This is a genomic window from Pedobacter sp. BAL39 (assembly GCF_000170795.1).
Lineage (GTDB): Bacteria > Bacteroidota > Bacteroidia > Sphingobacteriales > Sphingobacteriaceae > Pedobacter.
The window spans coordinates 1-20362 of record NZ_ABCM01000014.1 but is presented as its reverse complement, the minus strand read 5'-3'; the positions used below and the strand labels follow the sequence as shown (position 1 = coordinate 20362).

At 42.8% G+C, this 20362-nt stretch carries 16 protein-coding genes; 8 read left to right on the top strand and 8 right to left on the bottom strand.

Translation table 11 applies throughout. The features are described 5' to 3' along the window. Positions 1–4: 4 nt before the first annotated feature. Entirely contained in the window at positions 5–1666 is a 1662-nt protein-coding gene (locus PBAL39_RS16900) for a tetratricopeptide repeat protein (RefSeq protein WP_039866930.1), read from the bottom strand. Positions 1667–2757: 1091 nt separating this feature from the next. Between PBAL39_RS16900 and PBAL39_RS16895 the strand changes: the two genes are divergently transcribed. After that, complete coding sequence (locus PBAL39_RS16895) at positions 2758–3561, top strand: hypothetical protein (protein ID WP_157274070.1); 804 nt, start codon at positions 2758–2760, stop codon at positions 3559–3561. Between the two features lie 126 nt (positions 3562–3687). After that, the gene (locus PBAL39_RS16890; RefSeq protein ID WP_008243693.1) at positions 3688–4668 is read left to right on the top strand and encodes an erythromycin esterase family protein; all 981 of its coding nucleotides are present in this window, start codon (positions 3688–3690) and stop codon (positions 4666–4668) included. Positions 4669–4710: 42 nt separating this feature from the next. On the opposite strand, the gene PBAL39_RS16885 is transcribed toward PBAL39_RS16890, so the two are convergent. Then, the gene (locus PBAL39_RS16885) at positions 4711–8028 is read right to left on the bottom strand and encodes a leucine-rich repeat protein (protein ID WP_008243692.1); all 3318 of its coding nucleotides are present in this window, start codon (positions 8026–8028) and stop codon (positions 4711–4713) included. 237 nt (positions 8029–8265) lie between these two features. On the opposite strand from PBAL39_RS16885, the gene PBAL39_RS25725 reads away from it, so the two are divergent. The 3 genes from PBAL39_RS25725 to PBAL39_RS16875 all read left to right on the top strand — a co-directional run bounded on the left by PBAL39_RS25725 (position 8266) and on the right by PBAL39_RS16875 (position 11296). Continuing rightward, the gene (locus tag PBAL39_RS25725) at positions 8266–8418 is read left to right on the top strand and encodes a hypothetical protein (RefSeq protein ID WP_008243689.1); all 153 of its coding nucleotides are present in this window, start codon (positions 8266–8268) and stop codon (positions 8416–8418) included. 965 nt (positions 8419–9383) lie between these two features. Further along, complete coding sequence (locus PBAL39_RS16880; protein WP_008243687.1) at positions 9384–10082, top strand: 5-methylcytosine-specific restriction enzyme McrBC, subunit McrC; 699 nt, start codon at positions 9384–9386, stop codon at positions 10080–10082. Between the two features lie 137 nt (positions 10083–10219). Continuing rightward, positions 10220–11296, top strand: coding sequence for an HNH endonuclease domain-containing protein (locus PBAL39_RS16875; protein ID WP_008243686.1), 1077 nt, complete (start codon positions 10220–10222; stop codon positions 11294–11296). Between the two features lie 19 nt (positions 11297–11315). On the opposite strand, the gene PBAL39_RS16870 is transcribed toward PBAL39_RS16875, so the two are convergent. Both PBAL39_RS16870 and PBAL39_RS16865 read right to left on the bottom strand, forming a co-directional pair. Beyond that, positions 11316–12752: a sulfatase gene (locus PBAL39_RS16870; protein WP_008243685.1), complete on the bottom strand. Its 1437-nt coding sequence runs from the start codon at positions 12750–12752 to the stop codon at positions 11316–11318. Between the two features lie 37 nt (positions 12753–12789). Continuing rightward, positions 12790–14184: a sulfatase-like hydrolase/transferase gene (locus tag PBAL39_RS16865; RefSeq protein WP_008243682.1), complete on the bottom strand. Its 1395-nt coding sequence runs from the start codon at positions 14182–14184 to the stop codon at positions 12790–12792. A 205-nt stretch (positions 14185–14389) separates the two neighbouring features. Between PBAL39_RS16865 and PBAL39_RS16860 the strand changes: the two genes are divergently transcribed. Beyond that, complete coding sequence (locus PBAL39_RS16860) at positions 14390–16450, top strand: arylsulfatase (RefSeq protein WP_008243681.1); 2061 nt, start codon at positions 14390–14392, stop codon at positions 16448–16450. A 2-nt stretch (positions 16451–16452) separates the two neighbouring features. Here the strand turns inward: PBAL39_RS16860 and PBAL39_RS16855 are convergent, their stop codons facing one another. Together PBAL39_RS16855 and PBAL39_RS16850 are read right to left on the bottom strand one after the other, a co-directional pair. Beyond that, positions 16453–17619 carry a family 43 glycosylhydrolase gene (locus PBAL39_RS16855; protein WP_008243680.1) on the bottom strand — a complete coding sequence of 389 codons (1167 nt, stop codon included), beginning with the start codon at positions 17617–17619 and terminating at the stop codon, positions 16453–16455. Continuing rightward, positions 17597–17824: a hypothetical protein gene (locus PBAL39_RS16850; RefSeq protein ID WP_039866928.1), complete on the bottom strand. Its 228-nt coding sequence runs from the start codon at positions 17822–17824 to the stop codon at positions 17597–17599. The genes PBAL39_RS16855 and PBAL39_RS16850 overlap by 23 nt, the downstream gene beginning before the upstream one ends. 33 nt (positions 17825–17857) lie before the next feature. Between PBAL39_RS16850 and PBAL39_RS25405 the strand changes: the two genes are divergently transcribed. Together PBAL39_RS25405 and PBAL39_RS16845 are read left to right on the top strand one after the other, a co-directional pair. After that, positions 17858–18025, top strand: coding sequence for a hypothetical protein (locus PBAL39_RS25405; RefSeq protein ID WP_008243678.1), 168 nt, complete (start codon positions 17858–17860; stop codon positions 18023–18025). A 286-nt stretch (positions 18026–18311) separates the two neighbouring features. Further along, positions 18312–19004, top strand: coding sequence for a hypothetical protein (locus tag PBAL39_RS16845; RefSeq protein WP_008243677.1), 693 nt, complete (start codon positions 18312–18314; stop codon positions 19002–19004). A gap of 61 nt (positions 19005–19065) precedes the next feature. On the opposite strand, the gene PBAL39_RS16840 is transcribed toward PBAL39_RS16845, so the two are convergent. Together PBAL39_RS16840 and PBAL39_RS16835 are read right to left on the bottom strand one after the other, a co-directional pair. After that, entirely contained in the window at positions 19066–19887 is an 822-nt protein-coding gene (locus tag PBAL39_RS16840) for a response regulator (RefSeq protein ID WP_008243676.1), read from the bottom strand. Next, on the bottom strand, positions 19872–20362 hold a 491-nt coding region (locus PBAL39_RS16835), incomplete at its 5' end, for a sensor histidine kinase KdpD (protein ID WP_008243675.1). The genes PBAL39_RS16840 and PBAL39_RS16835, both read right to left, overlap by 16 nt.

Below are 20362 nucleotides of genomic sequence, written 5' to 3'. Positions count from 1 at the left end.
AATTTCAAGAAACTGGGAAGGAAATCTCAACATTAAGTCCCCTTTCAACAGCAGTATCAAAGGTAATTGCTCCATTTATTGTTTCTATACGGTTTCCCGTATTCCTCAGGCCATTATTAAATATCGTATCATTTTTCATTCCTTTGCCGTTGTCGGAATAGTAAATCTTAATATGATTTCCGTCTCGTTCAAACCTTAATAGGACTTTCTCCGCACCACTATGCTTTTTCATATTGATCATCAGTTCCTGAATGATCTGCACAAGCTCATAACGAGTGCCCTCCGTCACCTTACTCCATAGCTCATTAGAATTTCCCGCAATCAAGACCTTGGTGTTATCATTTGCAAACGATCCAAGAAGTTCAGATATCAGCTGATTGAACGGCTGTTCACTAGCTAAGGGATCTTCATAGGAGATGTCGCGCGACTTTTCATAGAGATGTTCAATCTTGTCCAAAACAACCTCTCGATTGAGACCATGTTGGTTCTCAATCTCTGTCATCACACGATATAGACCGTTGGCCACTACATCATGTACTTTTTTTGAGGTGCGAAGCTGGCTATCCCTTATTGCATTTTTTGCTTCAAGAGTTAACTTTTGCTTTCTATTACGATATAACAAAGTGGCGATCACAAGGGTTAATAGTATTCCAAATCCTAGCAGAACGATCTGATAACGCTTAGCTTGATTGTCTTTCTGCAGCAAAAGTTTGTCAGCCTCATTTTTTTCGGACTCATACCGGATGAGCGCAAATTGATTCTTATCAGCATTCTGCACACTAGTTATACTATCTTGCAGTAGTTCGTAAACCTTAAAATATTGTTTGGATGAACCACCAGGACTCAGTTTAATCAACTTCTGGAGTGCCGTTAGCTGATCTTCCGTGCTTTTAATGTCTTGCGCAACCATATACATTTTGTTCGCGTAGCTCAATGCAAGTTCAGGTGACCTGTCAACGTAATAATCAGAAAGATGCGCATAACTTGCATTTAGCCCCCAGAGATCTTTTTCCTTCATACGGATCGATAGCGCATGCAAGAATTCCTTCTCCGCGACATAGCTGGAATGCCATTGCCACTTTGCCCTGGCAATATTAGATAGAGCCCTTGCATATTCCCGTGGATTCTTGCTGACATGAGACAGCACATGTTCATATATAGAAATTGCTTTTGGGTAATCCTTCATCTCCTGATAGACCTTGGCTTTATTATTCATGCATACCCTAGTATCCAACGAGTCACTGGAAAATTGTATTGCAGCATCATAAAACCTCAGGGAATTATTAAAATCTCTAAGTTTATAGGTGGCAATTCCAAGATTATTGTAATTTGAACGGACAAAGACATATTGATTTTTGACCTTTTCATTAAAAAATTTCTGGGCATTGAGCGAGAGTTCCTGCCCACCAAAATAATCGCCTTTGTCAGTAGAGATAATGGCCATGTTCAGTAGACATTTGCCCGTCCCCAAACTATCGCCTCCCCTCAAAAATATATCTTTAGCTTTGTTAAAATAAAAAAAAGCGCTGTCGATACGTCCATTCTCCCGAAATTCAAAAGCCTTATCATAAGCAATGTTTTCAACAACCATTTTCTTGGATACCTTTTTATCGGAGCAAGCGTAGATGAACGTGAGGAGTACGAGAATAATAGAAAAGCGTTTCAAGAGTCTTAGTTTTTCTCTAAGTTATAGAAATTTAGGGATTCAATCGCAATAGATATCTGAACATATTTTCATTGAATTATTTCAATTCATGTAATTGTTAGTTTCAATTTGCAAGTAGGCGATGCTTTTTAATACTTGACATATCATAAAGCCCCTGACTCGTCGTCAGGGGCAGTCTTTAATGATGTTCAAGAATTAATTGAGTGTACTTCGATGAACTAGTTTAGCCTGGAGCAATGTGCACACTTAGGCTTGCCTCCTGTTCCAGATCGTCGATTCTCTTTTTCAATGTTGTTACCCTCTGTACACTGTGTGTTGTCATGATAAACATTCTGCTTCACTGAATGAAACGCACTTGTTTTTGCCATAAAAAATTAAATTATGTAAGCCACAAAAAAATCCAAAAAACATTAGCAATCCTTACGGTTAACCGTAGGCCGAAAAGATGGTGATGAGGATTTTGTTTTGAACAATTCAGAACGCTATTATTAAATACAAAAAAGCTTATAAAAACCTGGTAGATATATGTCTACCAGGTTTTTTGAATTGTGCTTATTATTTTATTTTGGTGGAGGGAGCTGTCCTGTCTCTCCACCATTACCTGGTCCACCAGTGGTACTAGAAGTGGTAGTTGTAGAGCTGGAACAATTTGTATTCGTATTACCTGTTGGGCTAACGAGTCCCAAAAAAATTGCAATAAAGAAAGATAAGAACATGAGTTCAAAAATTTAAAAGTGATGTAAAGTGTAGTCCCCCGCGACCGTTCGCGGGGATTGCTACAATTGCATCAGAAGGCCTTCTGAATTTTTGGGAAGTCGAGATTTGGAATACGGGAACGTTGCTACTGCTTCCCAACCCGGCTACAGATTACCGTACCCTCATCTCATTTTTTGTGAATCGGCTCTTTCTATTTACCGGTAGCGAGCCGGTATCTGAACTGATTGACGACTCAAATGTATGGCGACATAACACCCTGAATACAACCAAATTCCGATCATTCCGCTTTTTCCTTTCGTTCCGATATGAATTCCGGGAAACCCTTTTTTCAATTCCGGGATTTCCGCTACATTGCGCTTATTAATACATTGAGAATGTTTGAAGAATACAAAATGCGGGTCATGACCGCTTATAGAGAAAAGCATTTGTTAGGAGAGCTATCTAACAATATTTCAAATTCAACACCTGGAAAACTTAAAGAGGAATGTAAGTTTGTCTATGAGACAAGGGAACTTATCGGCTCTGACCGTCAAATCTTAAGAGATTTTTTTGGAGCCATACCAGATATGACCGATTTTAAAAGTATTATCAAGAATTTTGACCGCGATAGATTTAGGCCACTCAATAGCTTTCTCCATGATAACAATAGAATTCCTGACGGTAAAAACATTGAGCTTCTCGCTTGGTTGATTGACTATCAGGATAGACCATTTCGTTTCGACGTGTTTAAATCAGAGGGAGAGGAAACGCCACAGACTCCGGATCCTCCAACAATTGATCTGCCAACTCAGCTGGTTCGGCGGCAAAACAGGTACGTCAAATGGTCAACAATGGCATTTGTAGCAGCGGCTGTGACAATCGGTGTATCATCAGTAATTCCAACTCCAGCCTCAGAGCAATGTATGTATTGGAACATAGATCACTATGAGCCAATAGCCTGTCATCAGAAGGTTTATGGAAAGGATATTGTAGCAATAGACACCGCCAAGGTTACCAACTTTAGATTAATCACGCAGCCCGACACACTCACGGCGTATGCGATTGGCAGGGTTTGGTATAGTAAAATTGATAACGTAGTGGAGTGCTTTACCTCAAAAGGAAAACATCCAATCCACGGATACAGGCAGCTAAAACCGATAACTTTGCCTATTTTGAGGACGTATTGCAGTTCTAAATAAGAATTCTTCATACGGTATCGAGCACTCATTTAATTCCTCTGTTGTAAAGGAAGGGAGAAAGAAATATAGCCGTTATGGAATTCTGCCAGTCCTTGCATCTAGTAAGTGAACCTTGTTATTAAGCCGATGAGATATTTGTATATACCCGCCAGCTTTGGCAAAACTTTTCTATGTTTTGTTTTTGTATTATTTGCCACTTTCAGTGCCTCATCCCAGGTAGACACGCTTAAATGGATCAATGAGCAGGCTTACCCGCTGCATTCAGATGCTACTATGGGTAATTCTGACTTACATTTTTTAAAGAATGAATTAAAGGGAAAAAGTATTGTTGCTTTAGGTGAAGCATCACACGGGACTCACGAATTTTACACAGAGAAGTCCCGCATTATCAGCTATCTTATCGAAAACTGTGGATTCAGATCAGTCGCTTTTGAAATTCCAGATTCTGTAATGATGCAAATCAACTCATTTGTTCATGGCGAACAGGTAGACCTTAAGAAGATCATGAAGGGGCTGGGATTATACGGCACAGAAGAAATTTATGGATTATTCGTAAAACTTCGCGACCACAACAGGAATAGCTCACCTGAAAAACAGGTCACATTGAAAGGATTCGACAAACCGGAATACTGGTCGGATCCAATTTCCAGGGACGGCTTTATGGCTGAAAACGTGATCAAGATGGTTTCAGATAAAGATAACAAAATCATACTTTGGGCACACAATGTGCATGTACTCAAAGATACCACGGCCAAGTATATGAGCATGGGTGGTTATCTAAAGAAGCATTTTGACGACCGTTATTTTGCGTTAGCGATGGATACTTACCAAGGATCAGTAAATGTAATGGACAGTGCAAGAGAATTCGAAGCACATACTTTTCAGACCAATGAGCATACCCTCTCGGGTTGGCTTTCCAAGGCAAGATCAGACCGTTTTTATCTTAAGTTTGATGCCACACAAAATCCTTTCAAAGATACTATTAGTTTCATTACCAATATTTACTCCAACTGGCAAGAGCTGAAACCAATTCCGATCCATCCAGGGATAGATATAGACGCCATTATCTTTATTAAAAACACGACACCATCTACCAAGTTGAAGTAATGAGAAACTATTGCTGAGGGAGCAAGCCGGCGAACAGAAATCCTATTCTTCCTCAACAAACTGGATCCATTGCGTGATATCAGTATCTTCAAGCTCTGTGAACTCACCAACGATCAGCAATTCTTCAGGAACGATAGGGTTCCCACTCAATATCAACGTCTCCAGAGTAGCTGCGCTATTGAGCAAAAACTTTACACAGCTGCCATTAAATTTATTGTCTGCCAGACGAACTTCTTTTAAGAACCTGGCGTGCTCTAAAAATTGAAGATCATCATCGCTGATACTATTGCCGGATAAATTCAAAACCTCCAGAACAGATGCTGAGGTGCGAAGGTTAATCAGGCCATCGCCTTCTACCAGATTCTGCGATAAATTCAATGTATTCAGTGAACTGAATGCTTCCAGGTAATAGAGATTCTGATCATTCAACTGGTTATTGGCCAAATTCAGTTCTTCAAGTTCAGTTGCCAGATGTTTCAACTGGATTAAAAAAGATCCAGTAAATCTGTTTCCCGAGAGGTTTAGGTCTTTCAATTGCTGAAACCCGCCAAAGACACTCAAATCATTGTCTTGTAAGTTAAGATTTGACATGTAAAGACGTGTCAACGTAGCTGCACAGTGCGAAAAGTAATTGAGGTGGCCTGGGTTAATTTGGGTATTTGACAGGTTGACTTCGTTAATATGATGCGAGTCTTTAAAAATATCAGGAAGAGAGCTACCAATCTGGTTGTCGTTGATATCGAGACGTTCAAGAAATTCAAGCTTCCCGCGGAAGATGTCAAAAACTTCACCAGTTAACGCGTTTCCGCTAAAATCTATCCGCTTTAGTTTGTTGCCAAAAACCAAACTCTGTAGATCCTGATCAGTTATTCCGGTATTGTACAGTCTGATATCTTCAAGCAAATAGCTGTTAGTGAAATATTTAAGTCCGTCTCCCAATCTGATGTTACCAAGTTCGAGATAGTTTAATTTATCTAAATTCCGGAAATGAATTAAATATTGGGAATCTATGGGATTGTCTGAAAGAGACAAAGTGTCCAAAGACTTCGCATTTTTCAGGTATACAAAGCCACTTCCGTTAAACTGGTTCTCATTCAGATATAGTGCCGTCAAATCCAAATTTCTGGAAAAATACCGCAGGCAGTCATCAGTGAGGCGATTACTACCTAGAGTTAACCATTCCAGTTCTGTAGTACTTTCAAATATATCGAAACCATGCCCTTCTAACTCATTCAAATGTAAGTTAATGGATTTCAGATTAGGACAACTGCCAAGCAGTTTTAAATTATCATCAGTAATTTCGTTATAGCTCAAATCAAGATGTTCAAGATTGAGGCCAACAAAATTTCTAAGACAAGATCCATTAAACCGGTTGCGGTCGAGGTTTAAATAACGAAGACTTTCCGCACCCCGAAACACTTCCAGATATTTATCCTCCAGCATATTGAAGCTGAGCTGCAGTATTTGTAAATTAATGGCGCAGGAACTGAAAAAGGCTAGCCCATGCCCTTCAAGATCGGATCTGGAAATCTCGATCTGTACAATTTGGTCACAACCCTCAAAGCACGACAACATTTCATCCTGGATCACAATACCACTAAATTGAACAGCACCGATGGCAGGTTTGAGGAGTATAATGGCAGTATGTGATACTGGGTCGGGAGTATGTGTCTGGAAATCCCAGAACGATTCGTTGGTGATGATGAGCACTGTCTCTGTTCTCAATTGATATGTCCAATTTGGGTCTTCCTTACTAAGCAATTCCTGCATTTGTCCCTTTTCAAACATTTTGGTACAGAAATCAATGTTACCGACCAGAGTAAGTAACGGCATAGCAACCGCAGACAGCTCAGCTTTGGTAGGTTCAATCATATCATTCCCGTCAGACGCTCCCGCAAAATGGGGTACAACAGATGACTTTACGCTACGCCAACGGTGGCCAACCAATAGCTGTAGGGTGAAACTGTAACGTTCAAAATTGAATTCATGCTCCAGCTCCGGATGTTCCAGGAGGTGCATGAATAAGAAAAACTCAAGAAAAGATTCATGAATAAACTTGAAATTGTCCAGCAAATTGCCCGCCCTCTGACTATCCCTGGCATCATCGACACGTATAAGCAGAGACCTGCCTTGTACACCTTTGAGGTCGGAAATTGTATTCAGCACTCTTTCCATTTCCAGCAGTTGCTCCCCACTCATGCTATGCTGACCATTGCTGCTGATCTGCCAGGCAAGCAGTTTACAATAACGTTCCATTCGTGCCTTATCCAAAGCAGAAGCCCCATCACTAGACTTTCCTTCACGTTCGAACCATTTATCAATGATGACGCGATAGATGAACTCGTTACTAAAAAACTCATAGTTGTGCGCAGTTCGGTAGTGTGTCTGAAAAGCGGTCCAGACGTCTTCCATAAAATTCAGGATCAGGGGTTTCTCTACGAAAAGCAGGCCTTTCTCATGCAACTTCTCCACTAAGATGATGATCCCATCCCTTCTCATGATTTCATCAGACTCTGTGCCAGCAAAGCGCTTCTGAAGATAAGACTTTCTTTGGGCCTCTTCTGAAAATGGCATCAGCCTGATTTTTCGTATATCTATGTCATTAATGGTAATATCTTCCAGATCACTGGAATTAAAAAATTGTTCGCGAACACTGACTATGACTTTTTTAAATTTGGATAACCGCTCATGTAGCAGCTTTTCCTCCCATAGTTGATAGAATAATTGCCAATAGTTTTCCGGATTTTCGTTACGGCGTATTTTAAATTCATCCAGTGCATCCAGCAAGAGGATACTGTTTTCAGCCTCGCCGGATTTCAAAATTTTGTCCAGCTCCTCCAATGTCCTGCTGTGGTGTACTTTCCCTAAGTATAGCATCGGCTGTCCGCTCCATCCTGAACGTTTCTTGTAGCTTAGAAAAACCTGAGAGAGAAAAGTGGTCTTTCCCACTCCAGTGGGTGCAAGTAGTAGATAAAATGAACTTGATGGATCCAATAGAATCCGGTCTATGAAAAGGTCGACCTCTTCAGTATGTTCTGTCTTTGAGATGTCGATTGCAATTCCATGTTTATTGAATACTTCAAAGAGGTTTGGTATAAAGAACTCTTTCGACCGTTCGATCTCAGACAGGAAGTCCTGATGAAGCAAACGGGTTGATGGTTTGACCCATTGCCCGACCCGCTGGAAAAACCGGCCTATATGTTTGGATAAAATTACAGCGACGATCAACGAGGCAATTACACCACTTACAATCGGAAAGGTAAGCTGAGCGCTAAGATCGCTGCTCTCTCCTTTTGGCTTAGGCTGATCGTTTGCCTTTGGCTCGAAATTGATGTGCGTAGCATCTGCTTTTTTTTGCATGCCAGCTGATTTAGCAAGAGAATCCCCTGCAAAGTGCGTTAATGACGTCATATAATGTAAATTAATCCCGTACTAATCTATCTATAATGACCTGATTGTGCAAGTGGTTACACCAATTTTATTGAGATACTAAACTGAACTGTAGCATTTTACAATCACTAAGAACCTCACTTACCACCGCCAATCCCGAACCCGATCCGAGTTTAACCCAGACCTGATTCGATCGAAAGGGTGGCAATGAAAAACCTCAGGCTACTTAGTACGGATAACGATGGTGTGAGATTTTTACTGGAGCTGATTTTAGGGATGGAAAATGACTTGATGGAGTTTATGAAATTGAATACGCGTAAATCCAACAGAAAGAAAAAGACACCTAAACCAATCTATTAAAGCATCAAAAGCCAACTTTTCAGTCGGCTTTTGATGCGTATTAAAAATATTATTATAACGGCAAAAGTATAATAATCTTCTAAAATCACAAAACTTTTGAGAATATTTTCTTGAATTAAAACATTGTTCTTTCATATGGATTTAAATTCGCTTTTAGGGCTAACAAATAATAGATTGGTTTCAAAACTGAACGATGGATTATTCTTTAAAAAGCGAGCAATTGATGCTCCTGTATCATATAAATCGCAATGTGTGATTCAAAATTCCGACCACACAAATAACAGTAAAACAACACAAAATTAATTTTTAAAATAATTAGCCAATAATTAACAATAATTAGCACACTATTGGTAGATTTACATCTTGCGGATCAGGCGGGGGTAGCTCCCGGATGATCTGCATGAATTTTAATTGATTTGGCTTTTAAATCAACGAAACTTTGCACAGTAGACCTAGTAAACCTCAGTAAGCAAAGTATGGATTGATAGACAGCCCGATTTCTGTACCTTTACCCAGAAATATGGGCGTCTTCCGTGCTGCTTACTGGAGAACTCTGTTCTCGCCTTTACTAGGAGGTGCTGTGCGTGCGGGAGGCGACCATATTTCATTGTTCCCTCCTGCTTATAGGATCATTGCTTTATTGTCCTTAAACCCAAAAAAGCAATGATGACCTTAAACTGTACATTTCGGCGAATGTGACCCCAGCCTTTCGGGGCAAAGTGGCCGCCAGTTAGGCTGCCGAGTGAGTCCGTAAAGTTCCCTTCTCCTGAACGAATATAGCCAACACCCTGGATAATTCATCCTTGGCCTCTAAAGCCCATCCCATTCCGCCTCCAGCTGCATTCCCATTTCAAAATATCCCCTCAAAACCCTTCCAAGCACCCCTTCACCATTCGGACTTCATTTAAAGAGATTTAAGACCAGCTCATCGCCCCAATGAACAAGGTCCAGCAGATGACCTTAAGATGCTGTCAAAGGCCCTGAAAAACGAGGCCAAAGGAATTTATAATCAGCTGACAGGAATAAAAGATATCTTAATAAGTCCACAAAAATTCTCTTTAGTAACTATTCACCGCAACAATATACACTATAAATTTCCGCTACAAGTAGGTCAATTGATAACAGCTCAAACGGCCATAGAAGAACGTAATGGAAATTATTTCTTCCAAGACTTCGATCGCAACCATCATCAGATGGCGCGGTTATTTGAATCCTTTGTTCGGAGATTTTATATGCGGGAGCAGAAGCGATTCAAAGTGAGTAGAGAAAACATTGAATGGCGAATCAATGAATCAGAAAGTACAGGCAACCTCGCTCTTATACCAAAGATGCAGACAGATATAAGTCTGATCTCCCCAGAGCGTAAAATTATCATTGATACAAAGTTTTATCTCTCGGCTTATAATAGTCGTTATGACAGTCCAAAACTTCACTCCTCTCATCTCTATCAGCTTTACTCTTACCTTTGTAATCTTGAGGAACAATCTTTGTCCAGAAACGGTGGAGCAAATAAAATTTACGAGGGCATTTTGCTCTATCCAAAAAATGGAATTGCGTTGGATGAGTCCTATAAAATTGGCAGTCATAGAATAAAAATCTATACAATAAATCTTGAGGGACCGTGGCAAGATATTCACGACCGACTAATTTCATTGCTAGATTAGACTGTTCTCACATCCTCACAACTAGAGTCAACTAAAAAGACAGTCTAAAGTCTAGTTCTCCAATGAAATCAGAAAGGTTAAATTCAAAAAACATTATTCTTTTCTATATTTGAATAGAGAAATCACAAAACTTGGACATGATGACCCCGCTCCCATCCAGCTCTTCCCTACCGATAAACCTATTAGCCTCCTGCTTCAACAGCACCGCAGCTGCCTACAAGTTTTATTGGTTCATTTCACTGATTGAAGCGGTTGAACAAGGTCATCATCAAATTAGCAAGAAAGAACTTTTTGCAGGGATGATTGCCAACGCTTGGTACACCGTCAATTATTTCAACGTAAGTTTTGGTAAACAGGATCAGATACAGCAGGCAATTGAAAAGTTAATCGTGTTGGAAAACCTAAGTATCGACACAAAGAAACCAGCAATTGTAAATACGCTTAAAGCAAGTGACAACAAACCAACCCTTAGCGTACTTAAGCACTTTGATGCTGAAGTTCCCCATCGTTTTCTGAGTCCTTGGTTTCCGGGTACCAAAGGAGATAGGAAAATGGTATACCAACTGTCAAAACCATTTCTAAACGACACTCTTTATGCCGTCAATGAACGAGAAGTTATTATTAATCCTAAATGGGTTCCTTATCTCCGTCAAAATAGCGGCATATTAAAATCTTTCTGTTATTGGCACCTCAGCCTATACCTGCAAAAGCACAATCCAAATGTACCAGATATACCAAACAAATTAGTCAAACCACCAGTTAGGAACGGATTAACTAAACAGCGCAAAGATTTCTGGGATATCGTAATTCACCACAACGGTCCTGTAGACTGCATCTATACAAACAGGCAGTTAACAATCGGCGACTACGCTGTTGAGCATTTTGTACCATATGCATTCGTATCTCATGATCTGCTCTGGAATCTGATTCCGGCAGACAAAAGCTTCAACAGTAGCAAATCCGATAAGTTACCATCCATGACGCAGCATTTCGACCTCTATTATGATTTGCAATTGCTCGGCTTAACGACCATACTCAGCAATGCACGGAATAAGAATACGGAGAAATTGTTGCAGGACTACCTAACCTTCATTCCTGACATCATGGAACCAGCCAACTTAAACCTTCACGAGTTAAAAACTAAATTTAAAGACAATGTCAGCCCATTAATTACCATTGCTGCTAATAATGGTTTTGAATTTATGAGTGTTTAACAAGAAAAGAACAAAAATACTACCGCTGATTCCGATTCTTCTTCGGATATACATGATCCACAGCCGCGCCCTCATCACCCTGCTGTTCCATCCATTTTTTCAACTTCGTTTCGTACCCATTCACCAGCTGCTCATTCTTCCCATCTCCAGCAATATTATTCAGTTCATCCGGATCTTTCTGCAGATCATAAAGCTCTACCCTTGGCCTTGTGGTAATTCTATCCACCAGGTATTTGACCTTTGCCGAAGAATCCGACAAAGAAACCCACTCATTCCAATAGCTGTTTTTATTGGCAGGATTCATCATGTATTTGATGTAGTAAGGCTGATCAGACAAAAGGTTCATGACCAGCTTGTACCGCTGATCGCGGACCGATCTCATTGGATAAGGAGTTCCTTCAGGAATATTGTTATGGATTCCAAAAGCTTCAGTACGGTGCGAGTTGCTTTTACCCGTAAGCACATTCAGAAAGCTGCGTCCATCCAGATCTTTGATCGCCTTCCCACCTGCAATATCAACCAAGGTAGGCGTAATGTCCTCATATTGCACAATCGCATCCGTAGTCACATTAGCCTTAACTTTTCCAGGCCATTTTACAATCATGGAGCTCCGCAGCCCGTTATCATACAAAGTCCATTTACCACCAGGAAACTGTGGCCCCTGTTCACCGAGAAATATGAAAATCGTATTCTCGTCCTGTCCCGTTTCTTTCAGCAACTTTCTGACGTCTCCCACCTGATTATCCAACCGTCTCACCTCAGCAAGATATTTACAGTAGATGGCACGCACACTTTTGGTATCCACCATGTGTGCCGGCAGAATCACCTTGTCAGGATCAAATTCACTCGCATCGCCCGATACCCATGGCGCATGCGGGTTGATGCTCATGATAAAAAGACAGAACGGATCAGCATTCTTCCTGGTGATGTAAGATCTGATGCTGTCAAGCTGATAATCATCATTTGGAGACACGCAGTCCTTCTGGAATCCCTTGACAATTTCGAAGGGGAATACCGATTGAGGTTTAGTGCTATGGTCTTTTCCAGTCAGCGCTACACGATAGTCCTGCGCTTTCAGATACTGACAAATACTTTGCAGACCAGTATCATATACCGGCTTATGGTTCTGAAAAGAACCATGTCTCATTGGGTAAAGACCGGTAAACAAGGAAGCCCTTGTTGGGACGCACATCGCTTCAGAACACATCGTCTGTTGGAATTTCATCCCTTCAGCAGCCAGCGCATCAATATTTGTGGTCTGCAGGTTTTTGCCGCCATAACAGCTCAGCTGCCTGCTGTCCAGGTCATCCGACATGATGATCACAATGTTCGGTTTTGAAGGCTTAACCTGAGGTTTATCCTGGTTATCCTCCGTATTATTTTTTGTAAATGACTGTGCGGAAATCAATAAAGCAATGACAGCACAAAGTGGCAACAGTTTAGATTTGATTTTCATGGCGACGATGACCTTGGTTGATTTTATTGCGGATATATTAGTTTCTGGGTAATTTGGGGAGCGACTTCCACCAGGTGATCAGCTTATCACTCAGCTGCTTTTTTATTTTTGCCTCGCTGGCTTCAAGGTTGGTGGTTTCTTTAGCATCCCTGATGATGTTGTACAGTTCAACCTTACTGCCATCACTGTCCATCAGGAGCTTCCATTCACCAGAGCGTATGGCCAGTCTCGGACTCCTGTCGCGCCCTTTAGGATAGTTGTAAGCAATATCATTCCGGCCATACTCCCAGTACATGTCTTTTTTTCTCAACGAAGATTTGCCCAGCAGGAGATCAGAGCGGTCTATGCCATCACCAGCGTAGCTGTCAGGCAGCTTTACGCCGCTGAGTTTAGCGAGCGAAGGTAATAGGTCGGTCGCATTCAGCTCCGAGCGATCATCTGTTTTACCTGCCGGGGTATGTCCCGGCCAGCTGATGATAAACGGCATGCGGATGCCACCTTCGTACAAGGAAGCCTTGGCCCCTCTGAACCCGCCGGTCCTGCTTCCCCTGAAGCTTGGTGCCGGGCCATTATCACTGGTAAAGATGATGATCGTATTTTCAGCAAGGCCCAGCTCCTGCAGTCCGTCGAGCAGCCTGCCAATCTGCACATCATAGGTTTTCAGCACCCCTTTAAAGGCTTCCTCCTCTTGTGGGTCCATCGGGAACTTGCCGTTAAACTCATCACCACTGCGGGGCACCCATGGCGTATGCACATCATCAGGCCAGAGGTTCACGAAACAAGGCGTCCCTTTATGGCGCTTCATGAAATCGAGGGTCTTGTCTACAAAATATTTAGTTCTGTCCCAACGTTTGATGCTGTCCTGATCAGACCAGATCCAGTTGGTTGCCGTGATGGCCGGATCAGGTTCCGGGCTTTCATAAGTACTCACATGTTCATCAATGCCATACTGGTCAAACGTAGGGGCTCCGGTCACATCACGTCCACCGCCCATATGCCATTTGCCAAAATGCCCGGTCGCGTATCCAGCTTCTTGAAAGAACCTCGCCATTGAGGGCGCATCGGTACTCAGAAAGTCAATCTGTTCTGCATTTCTATTGTGTTTTTTGGTATCCAGAAATGTGGTAAAATTCCACCTGCCGGGATTCATGCCCGTAAGCAGGCTCGCCCTGGAAGGCGAACATATCGGTGCGCCGCTGTAATACTGGTTAAGTTTAAGTCCGCTGGAGGCAATCCTGTCGATATTAGGAGTCTGCACAAAATTGCCGCCAAATGTCGCTACATCGCCGTAGCCCATATCATCCGTCAGGATGATGATGATATTTGGTGGTGATGGTTCCTGCTTTGCCTGCTTAACCTGTCCGGATGCAGACAGGCAGCCGGCAAATAACCCAAAGCCAATGAACAAAGAGAATCGCTGGTTGTATTTCATATTGATGGTGTAAACATAATCTACTCAACTGGTAGTCAAATTAAAATATTAAAAACATAGTATCAAATTTTAGTGTGTAACAACAATGTTTGTTGCAGTTGACTGCCGAATAGCCGATTAAACCGCATTCGCCTGATCAACTGTCTTTTCAGGCAAGCATAGTCTATTAGACTGGTAGATTTTTATATCTTTGGTTACGAGGACTATGAAAATTGCAATACAAATCATGAGCTGCCTTTTTTTATGGGCATTGAGTACCACACCTGTAACTGCACAGAAAAAGCAGCCGAACATCATTCTCATCATGGCAGATGACATGGGCTATTCTGATATCGGCAGTTATGGAGGAGAAATAAAAACACCTCATATCGATGGCCTGGCAGCAACAGGAATCCGGTTCAAACAATTCTATAACGCCGCCCGCTGCTGTCCTACCCGTGCATCCCTGATGACCGGGGTTTACCCGCACCAGGCAGGAATGGGCTGGATGGCTGCTGCTGATATGGGCACCCCCGCCTATAGCGGCAACCTGAACAACAACAGCGTCACGATAGCAGAAGTACTGCGCACTGCCGGTTACGGGACCTACATGACCGGGAAATGGCACCTGACCAATGAAAGAAAGATTGATGGCAATGTGAAAGACAACTGGCCGAAACAGCGCGGCTTTAACCGCTATTTCGGCATCATCCCCGGAGGGGCAAACTACTTCACACCGGAACTGTACAGCGACAATCGACGCTACCAGGCACCGGAAGATTTCTACCTGACCAATGCCATCAGCGACACTAGCGTAAAGTTTATCGGCGATCATTTCACTGCACAGCCAGAAAAACCGATGTTCATGTATGTGGCCTATACCTCACCGCACTGGCCATTGCATGCATTACAAAAAGACATCGACAAGTATAAGGACACCTATCAGAAAGGCTGGGACCTGATGCGGAAAGAACGTTATGAGCGCCAGGTAAAAATGGGGCTTTTCCCGCCAGGCATGCCGATGTCAGCAAGAGATCCTGATGTTCCTGCATGGGACAAGCTATCCAAAGATCAACAGGAAAAGATGGCGAAGAGAATGGCCATCTATGCTGCGCAGATCGACATCATGGACCAGGGCATCGGCCGGATCATTGCAAAACTAAAAGCCGAAGACCAGCTGGACAACACACTGATATTTTTCCTGAGCGACAACGGTGCCTGTGCTGAATTCATCAGCAGCGGTGCCTCCAAAGAACTGACCGGCGAAGCGGATACCTTCGAGAGTTACCGCATCAACTGGGCGAACCTCAGCAGCACCCCTTTTAAGGAATACAAACATTACACCTTTGAAGGTGGAATTGAAACACCGCTGATCGTACACTGGCCTGCAGGCATCAGTCAGCAACTCAACAACTCTTTTGTGAAGGGTTATGGCAATTTATCTGACATCATGGCTACTTGTGTGGATGTCGCCAGGGCCTCCTACCCGGCCACATTTAATGGACATCAGATCATTCCATTGGAAGGTAAGTCGATCAGTGCTGCCTTTACCGGCAAACCTATGGAGCGGGGCAAGATATTCTGGGAACATGAGGCCAACATCGCCTTCAGGGATGGCAAGTGGAAACTGGTGGCCAGCACACCGGAGAATGCGGAGTTTGATCCCAATACACTGCGTCTTTATGACCTGGATGCTGATCCTATTGAAATGAACGACTGCTCCAAGGCTGAACCTGAACGTTTAAAGGCGATGTATGCAGAATGGCAACAATGGGGCAAGCGGGTGGACGTATTTCCGCTGAGCACCAAAGGGTATGGTGCCCGTATACAGGAACACAAAAGGGTGATCAATGGCAGTTTCGATGATCTGCTGGGTGGCTGGAAGCTGAACAAAGACACCCATGCGGAGGCACTTGCAGAAATTGACACCACAGGTCGCATCTCCGGAAAAAACGCACTGAAGGTCAATATGATCAAACCAACTGAAAGACCAAACGGAGTGATGCTTGCCTGGCCTTTTCAGGCAAAAAAAGGAGAGAAATTCAACATCGGCCTCAAAGCCAGGGGAAATCAGAAAAGCACCATACTCGTCAGACTGGAAAAAGCAGGGGGCGACTTCCACAAGGTGATTGACCAGGAATTCCTGGTGGATACGCAAACAGGATCGGGTAACTTTTCATCTGTTGAAATACCCGCAGACGGCAATTATAGGATCGGCCTCTACTTTGGCAAACTGGAAGCTGGCAACGTGGTTTGGGTAGATGATGTCACGTTCAACACCTTATGATGTTAAAACTTTTGTACTTCATCCGGACCGGGGAAGGCATAGTCTGGATCTAAGGCTTTGATGCTGACAGTTCCATCTTTTAAAACCCTGACATCCAGCGGAACCAGCGTCAGTCCTTGCTGGTTGATCGTTTGTGCAGTAACGCTTAAATCCCTGGTTCTGATCCCCTGCTTATCCAGCGGGGGCACATTTGCATTAAAAAAGGCGGTACACCACCAACGCCCCTCTCTATCCTGAAAAGGAGTGCCATGCCCTAAAAAACGACCCGCAAACTGTCTGGAGCCATAAGGGCCTTTAACGTTATCGGCAAGGGCATAATACAGGTTATAACTTCCTTTGCGCCCGGCATTGGTAGACCAGCCGGTGCCGAACTGCACATATTTGCTGCCGATCTTTTTAATGGCCACCCCTTCATGCCCGATGCCCTTTTCCTTTTTGCCATTTGGCATATCGCGCAAGGTAGATGGATAGATGAACTCGGGTTGTCCGACAAAACTTTTCAGGTCTTTGCTCAGCTCCACAATTTGGGTGTTGCCGTAGATCAGATAGATTTTTCCATCGGTATCCTGTATAAGTGAAGGGTCGTGTTTGTCTTTAAATAAAGTCCCTAAAGGGAATTCAAAGGGAGGCTCCAGCTTGTCGCCGGTACTGATGCCAAAGTTAGCTCCCCCTTTTACCGGTGCAGGTGTGGTATGCAGAAACATCCATCTGCCATTGATAAAATGCAGTTCAGGTGCCCATAAATGCCAGGTAGATTGCGGAACCTCTGTAAATGCCGCTGGCTGCTCTTTTGCCCAGAAACCGGTGCTCAGGTCGAAGGGGACCTTCATCTCATCCCAGGCCACCAGGTCCTTACTTTTCCATACCCTCATTTTCCATCCCACCAGGCTGGAATCTCCGAGGCCCACATTGTATTTTATGGCTTCATTAAAAGATAACTCCGGCATCTGTGTGGTTCCCGTCAGATAATAATGGTCGTCGGGCCCCAGGATGATGTAGGGATCCCTAATCCAGAAATCATCTTTTACCAGCACCGCCTTCTGGTGTGCCTTGATGTCCGCTAAAAGCTGCTTTTTATCAAGAGTCTGGGCGGATGCCGATAGCATGCCCGTTAAAAGGAATAAAGCGCAGCTGAGTATTTTCGTTTTATCTGTTAATTTTCCAAACATCTGAGTAGATCAATTCCGGAGTTCCAACAATTTTCACTCCAATTCTGGCAAATGTATTTGGTGTGGATGAGATGGGTGATGCGTCCAGATTCTGACTGAGGGTAATGACCTGCGAGAGGTCCAGTCCGCTGCCGGATTTAGTACTCAATGGCATGAAACGATTTAGTATGGAAACCATCACTTCGAGCCTTACTTCGAACTGCAATTACTCGGCGTAAAAACCATACTGACAAATGCTTTGAATAGAAATACGGAAAAACTGCTACAAGATTACCTGACCTTCATTCCGGATCTATCGGATTTTGATCACCTGGATGACCATGAATTAAATACCAAATTTAAAGACAACGTCAGTCCATTAATCACCATTGCTGCAAATAATGGATTTGAATTTATGAATTGTTAAAAGTCTTTTTACGCGAGCCCCAGTTGAATAACGTATTGTTGAAAATTAAATCAACGACCTTTGAATCATTAAATCACAACAACAGGCACTAGGGATGATATGAAAACTGCTAACTCACTTGTTGAACAGAAGTGTATAATAATTTCATTGAGAAAAAACATGATTCTCATCACATGAATAATTCTAAAATACTATAAAAATAAGTAATAGAAATATTACTTATTAAAATATTAAATTAAATATTTTTTGTATTAAAATTGCATAGATAAATTTAACAAAAAAAAATATGAAAGTTTTTAAAATTACCGCTCTTGCGTTCTTAGCGCTAGCAGTACAGTCATGTAGTAAAAAAGAAACGATAACTGTTAAGAAAAAAGCCGAAACAGTTGAGATACAAGAAAAGCCAACACTGATGTATTCTAAAGAATTTGGCAGTTACTACGCTCCCGGAAGCATTGTACCGGAGGCTGAAATCATTCAGGGGGTTAATAGTGCTTCAGATCTCCCTTTTACACCAGTTGAACCTAATACATTGGGCACCGCGTTAATTCTTGCGTCTTTGGCTAGCCAAAGATATTACACAACCAATAACCCTATTGCCAGAACTGGCCAATACACGCTGAGAATCGAGACCGATGGCAACCTAAATTTATACAAAGAAAATGGTAACAATCCTGCAACTGTGTTATGGACTTCAAATTCACCCCAAAGCAACGCTTCAGGTGCTTTCGTTGAGTTTACGAAAGCCGGTGATGTATGGTGTTCAAAAAATGGAGTCAATGGCTACTGGGGATCAGGTACATCTGCACCTGTACCGATATGGGTACTACAATACGATGGCAACTTTGTTGGATATCAATATTGGATTACAGAATGGTTACCAGATGGGAGTTGGAGACGTGTAATCACCGCCGGCCCTTTCGCCGCAACAATGACTCAAGGGGGACAGGTAAGTAGTAGGTTCGGTAGATTAAAATAAAATTCTATTGGTCGTTCCATTAAATTGGAATGACCAATCAGTCATTGCGACTTATTCATATTTATTTACGCTTATCCAACAACCTGCTATTCAGATAATCCGTCGGCGACATCCCAAACTGCTTCGCAAAGTTCCTCCCGAAATGAGACTGTGAGCTATACCCTACCATTTCCGAAATCTCATAAATCTTCAGCATTCCTTCATTCAGCAGCTCCGCTGCTTTCTTCAACCTCGCCAGATTAATCAGCTCGTTCGGCGACAGGTCAGAAATCGACTTGATCTTGCGGTACAACGTTGGCCTGCTGATGTTCATATGATCAGCCAGATGATCCACATCCAGATCAGGGTTATCGAGATTCTTGTAAATCGTATCATTGAGTTTGCCCAGGAAACTCTCATCCGCTTTCGAATAAGCCATGGACTTCATATGGATCAGCGGTGAACTCGAATAATACGCCTGGATCTTGCTCCTGTTTTTCAAAAGAGAAGCAATCTGCACCTGCAGGAACTCCGGTGAAAAAGGTTTCTCCACGTACGCATCCGCACCCATCTCCAATCCTTCTATCTTCGACTGCATGCTGTTCTTAGCCGTTAGCAATACCACAGGAATGTGGCTAAACTCTAACTCCGACTTAATCCTGTCGCACAACTCAAAGCCATCCATTTCCGGCATCATCACATCGCTCACGACAAGGTGCACGATTTCAGTCTGCAGAAGCGCCAGTGCCTCTACCCCATTGGTGGCAGTCAGTACTTCATACTTCTCGCTCAGGTCATCAGAAACGAAGTCGAGGATATCTTCATTGTCATCTACCAGGAGGATCACCTGACGGGGCATTTCCAGAATTTCTTCAGTAGTGGTGGTGGTTAGAACTTTTTCCATTTTCCTTTCAGGTTAAACTCAATGCTTTGGTGTATTGGCAGTTCAATAATAAATACGTTGAAATGGTCAGTATGATGTCTCATAAAAAGCGTGCCATTATGGAGCTCCGCTAAGGCTCTGGCGAGGGAAAGACCAATGCCTGTTCCCGGCTTGATTTCCGTCTCCTTCATCCGGTAAAAGGGTTCAAAAATGCGCTCATGAAGCTGACGTGGAATAATAGGGCCATCATTTTTCACCTCAATATGGAAGAAGTCGTTATTGGAACTCTGGCGTGAAAGCAGTACGTGAACCTTCCTTTCCCCATACTTCAGGGCATTATCCAGCAGATTACTGATAATTTTATGAAAAGCCTCCATATCGATGTAGGCATTCAGGTCTTTCTCCGGCACATCAAGCTCCAGGCTGATCTTTTTATGCTCCGCAGCGGCTTGAAAATCAGACACCATATCCTTCAGGATCTCCGAAATATTGGCTT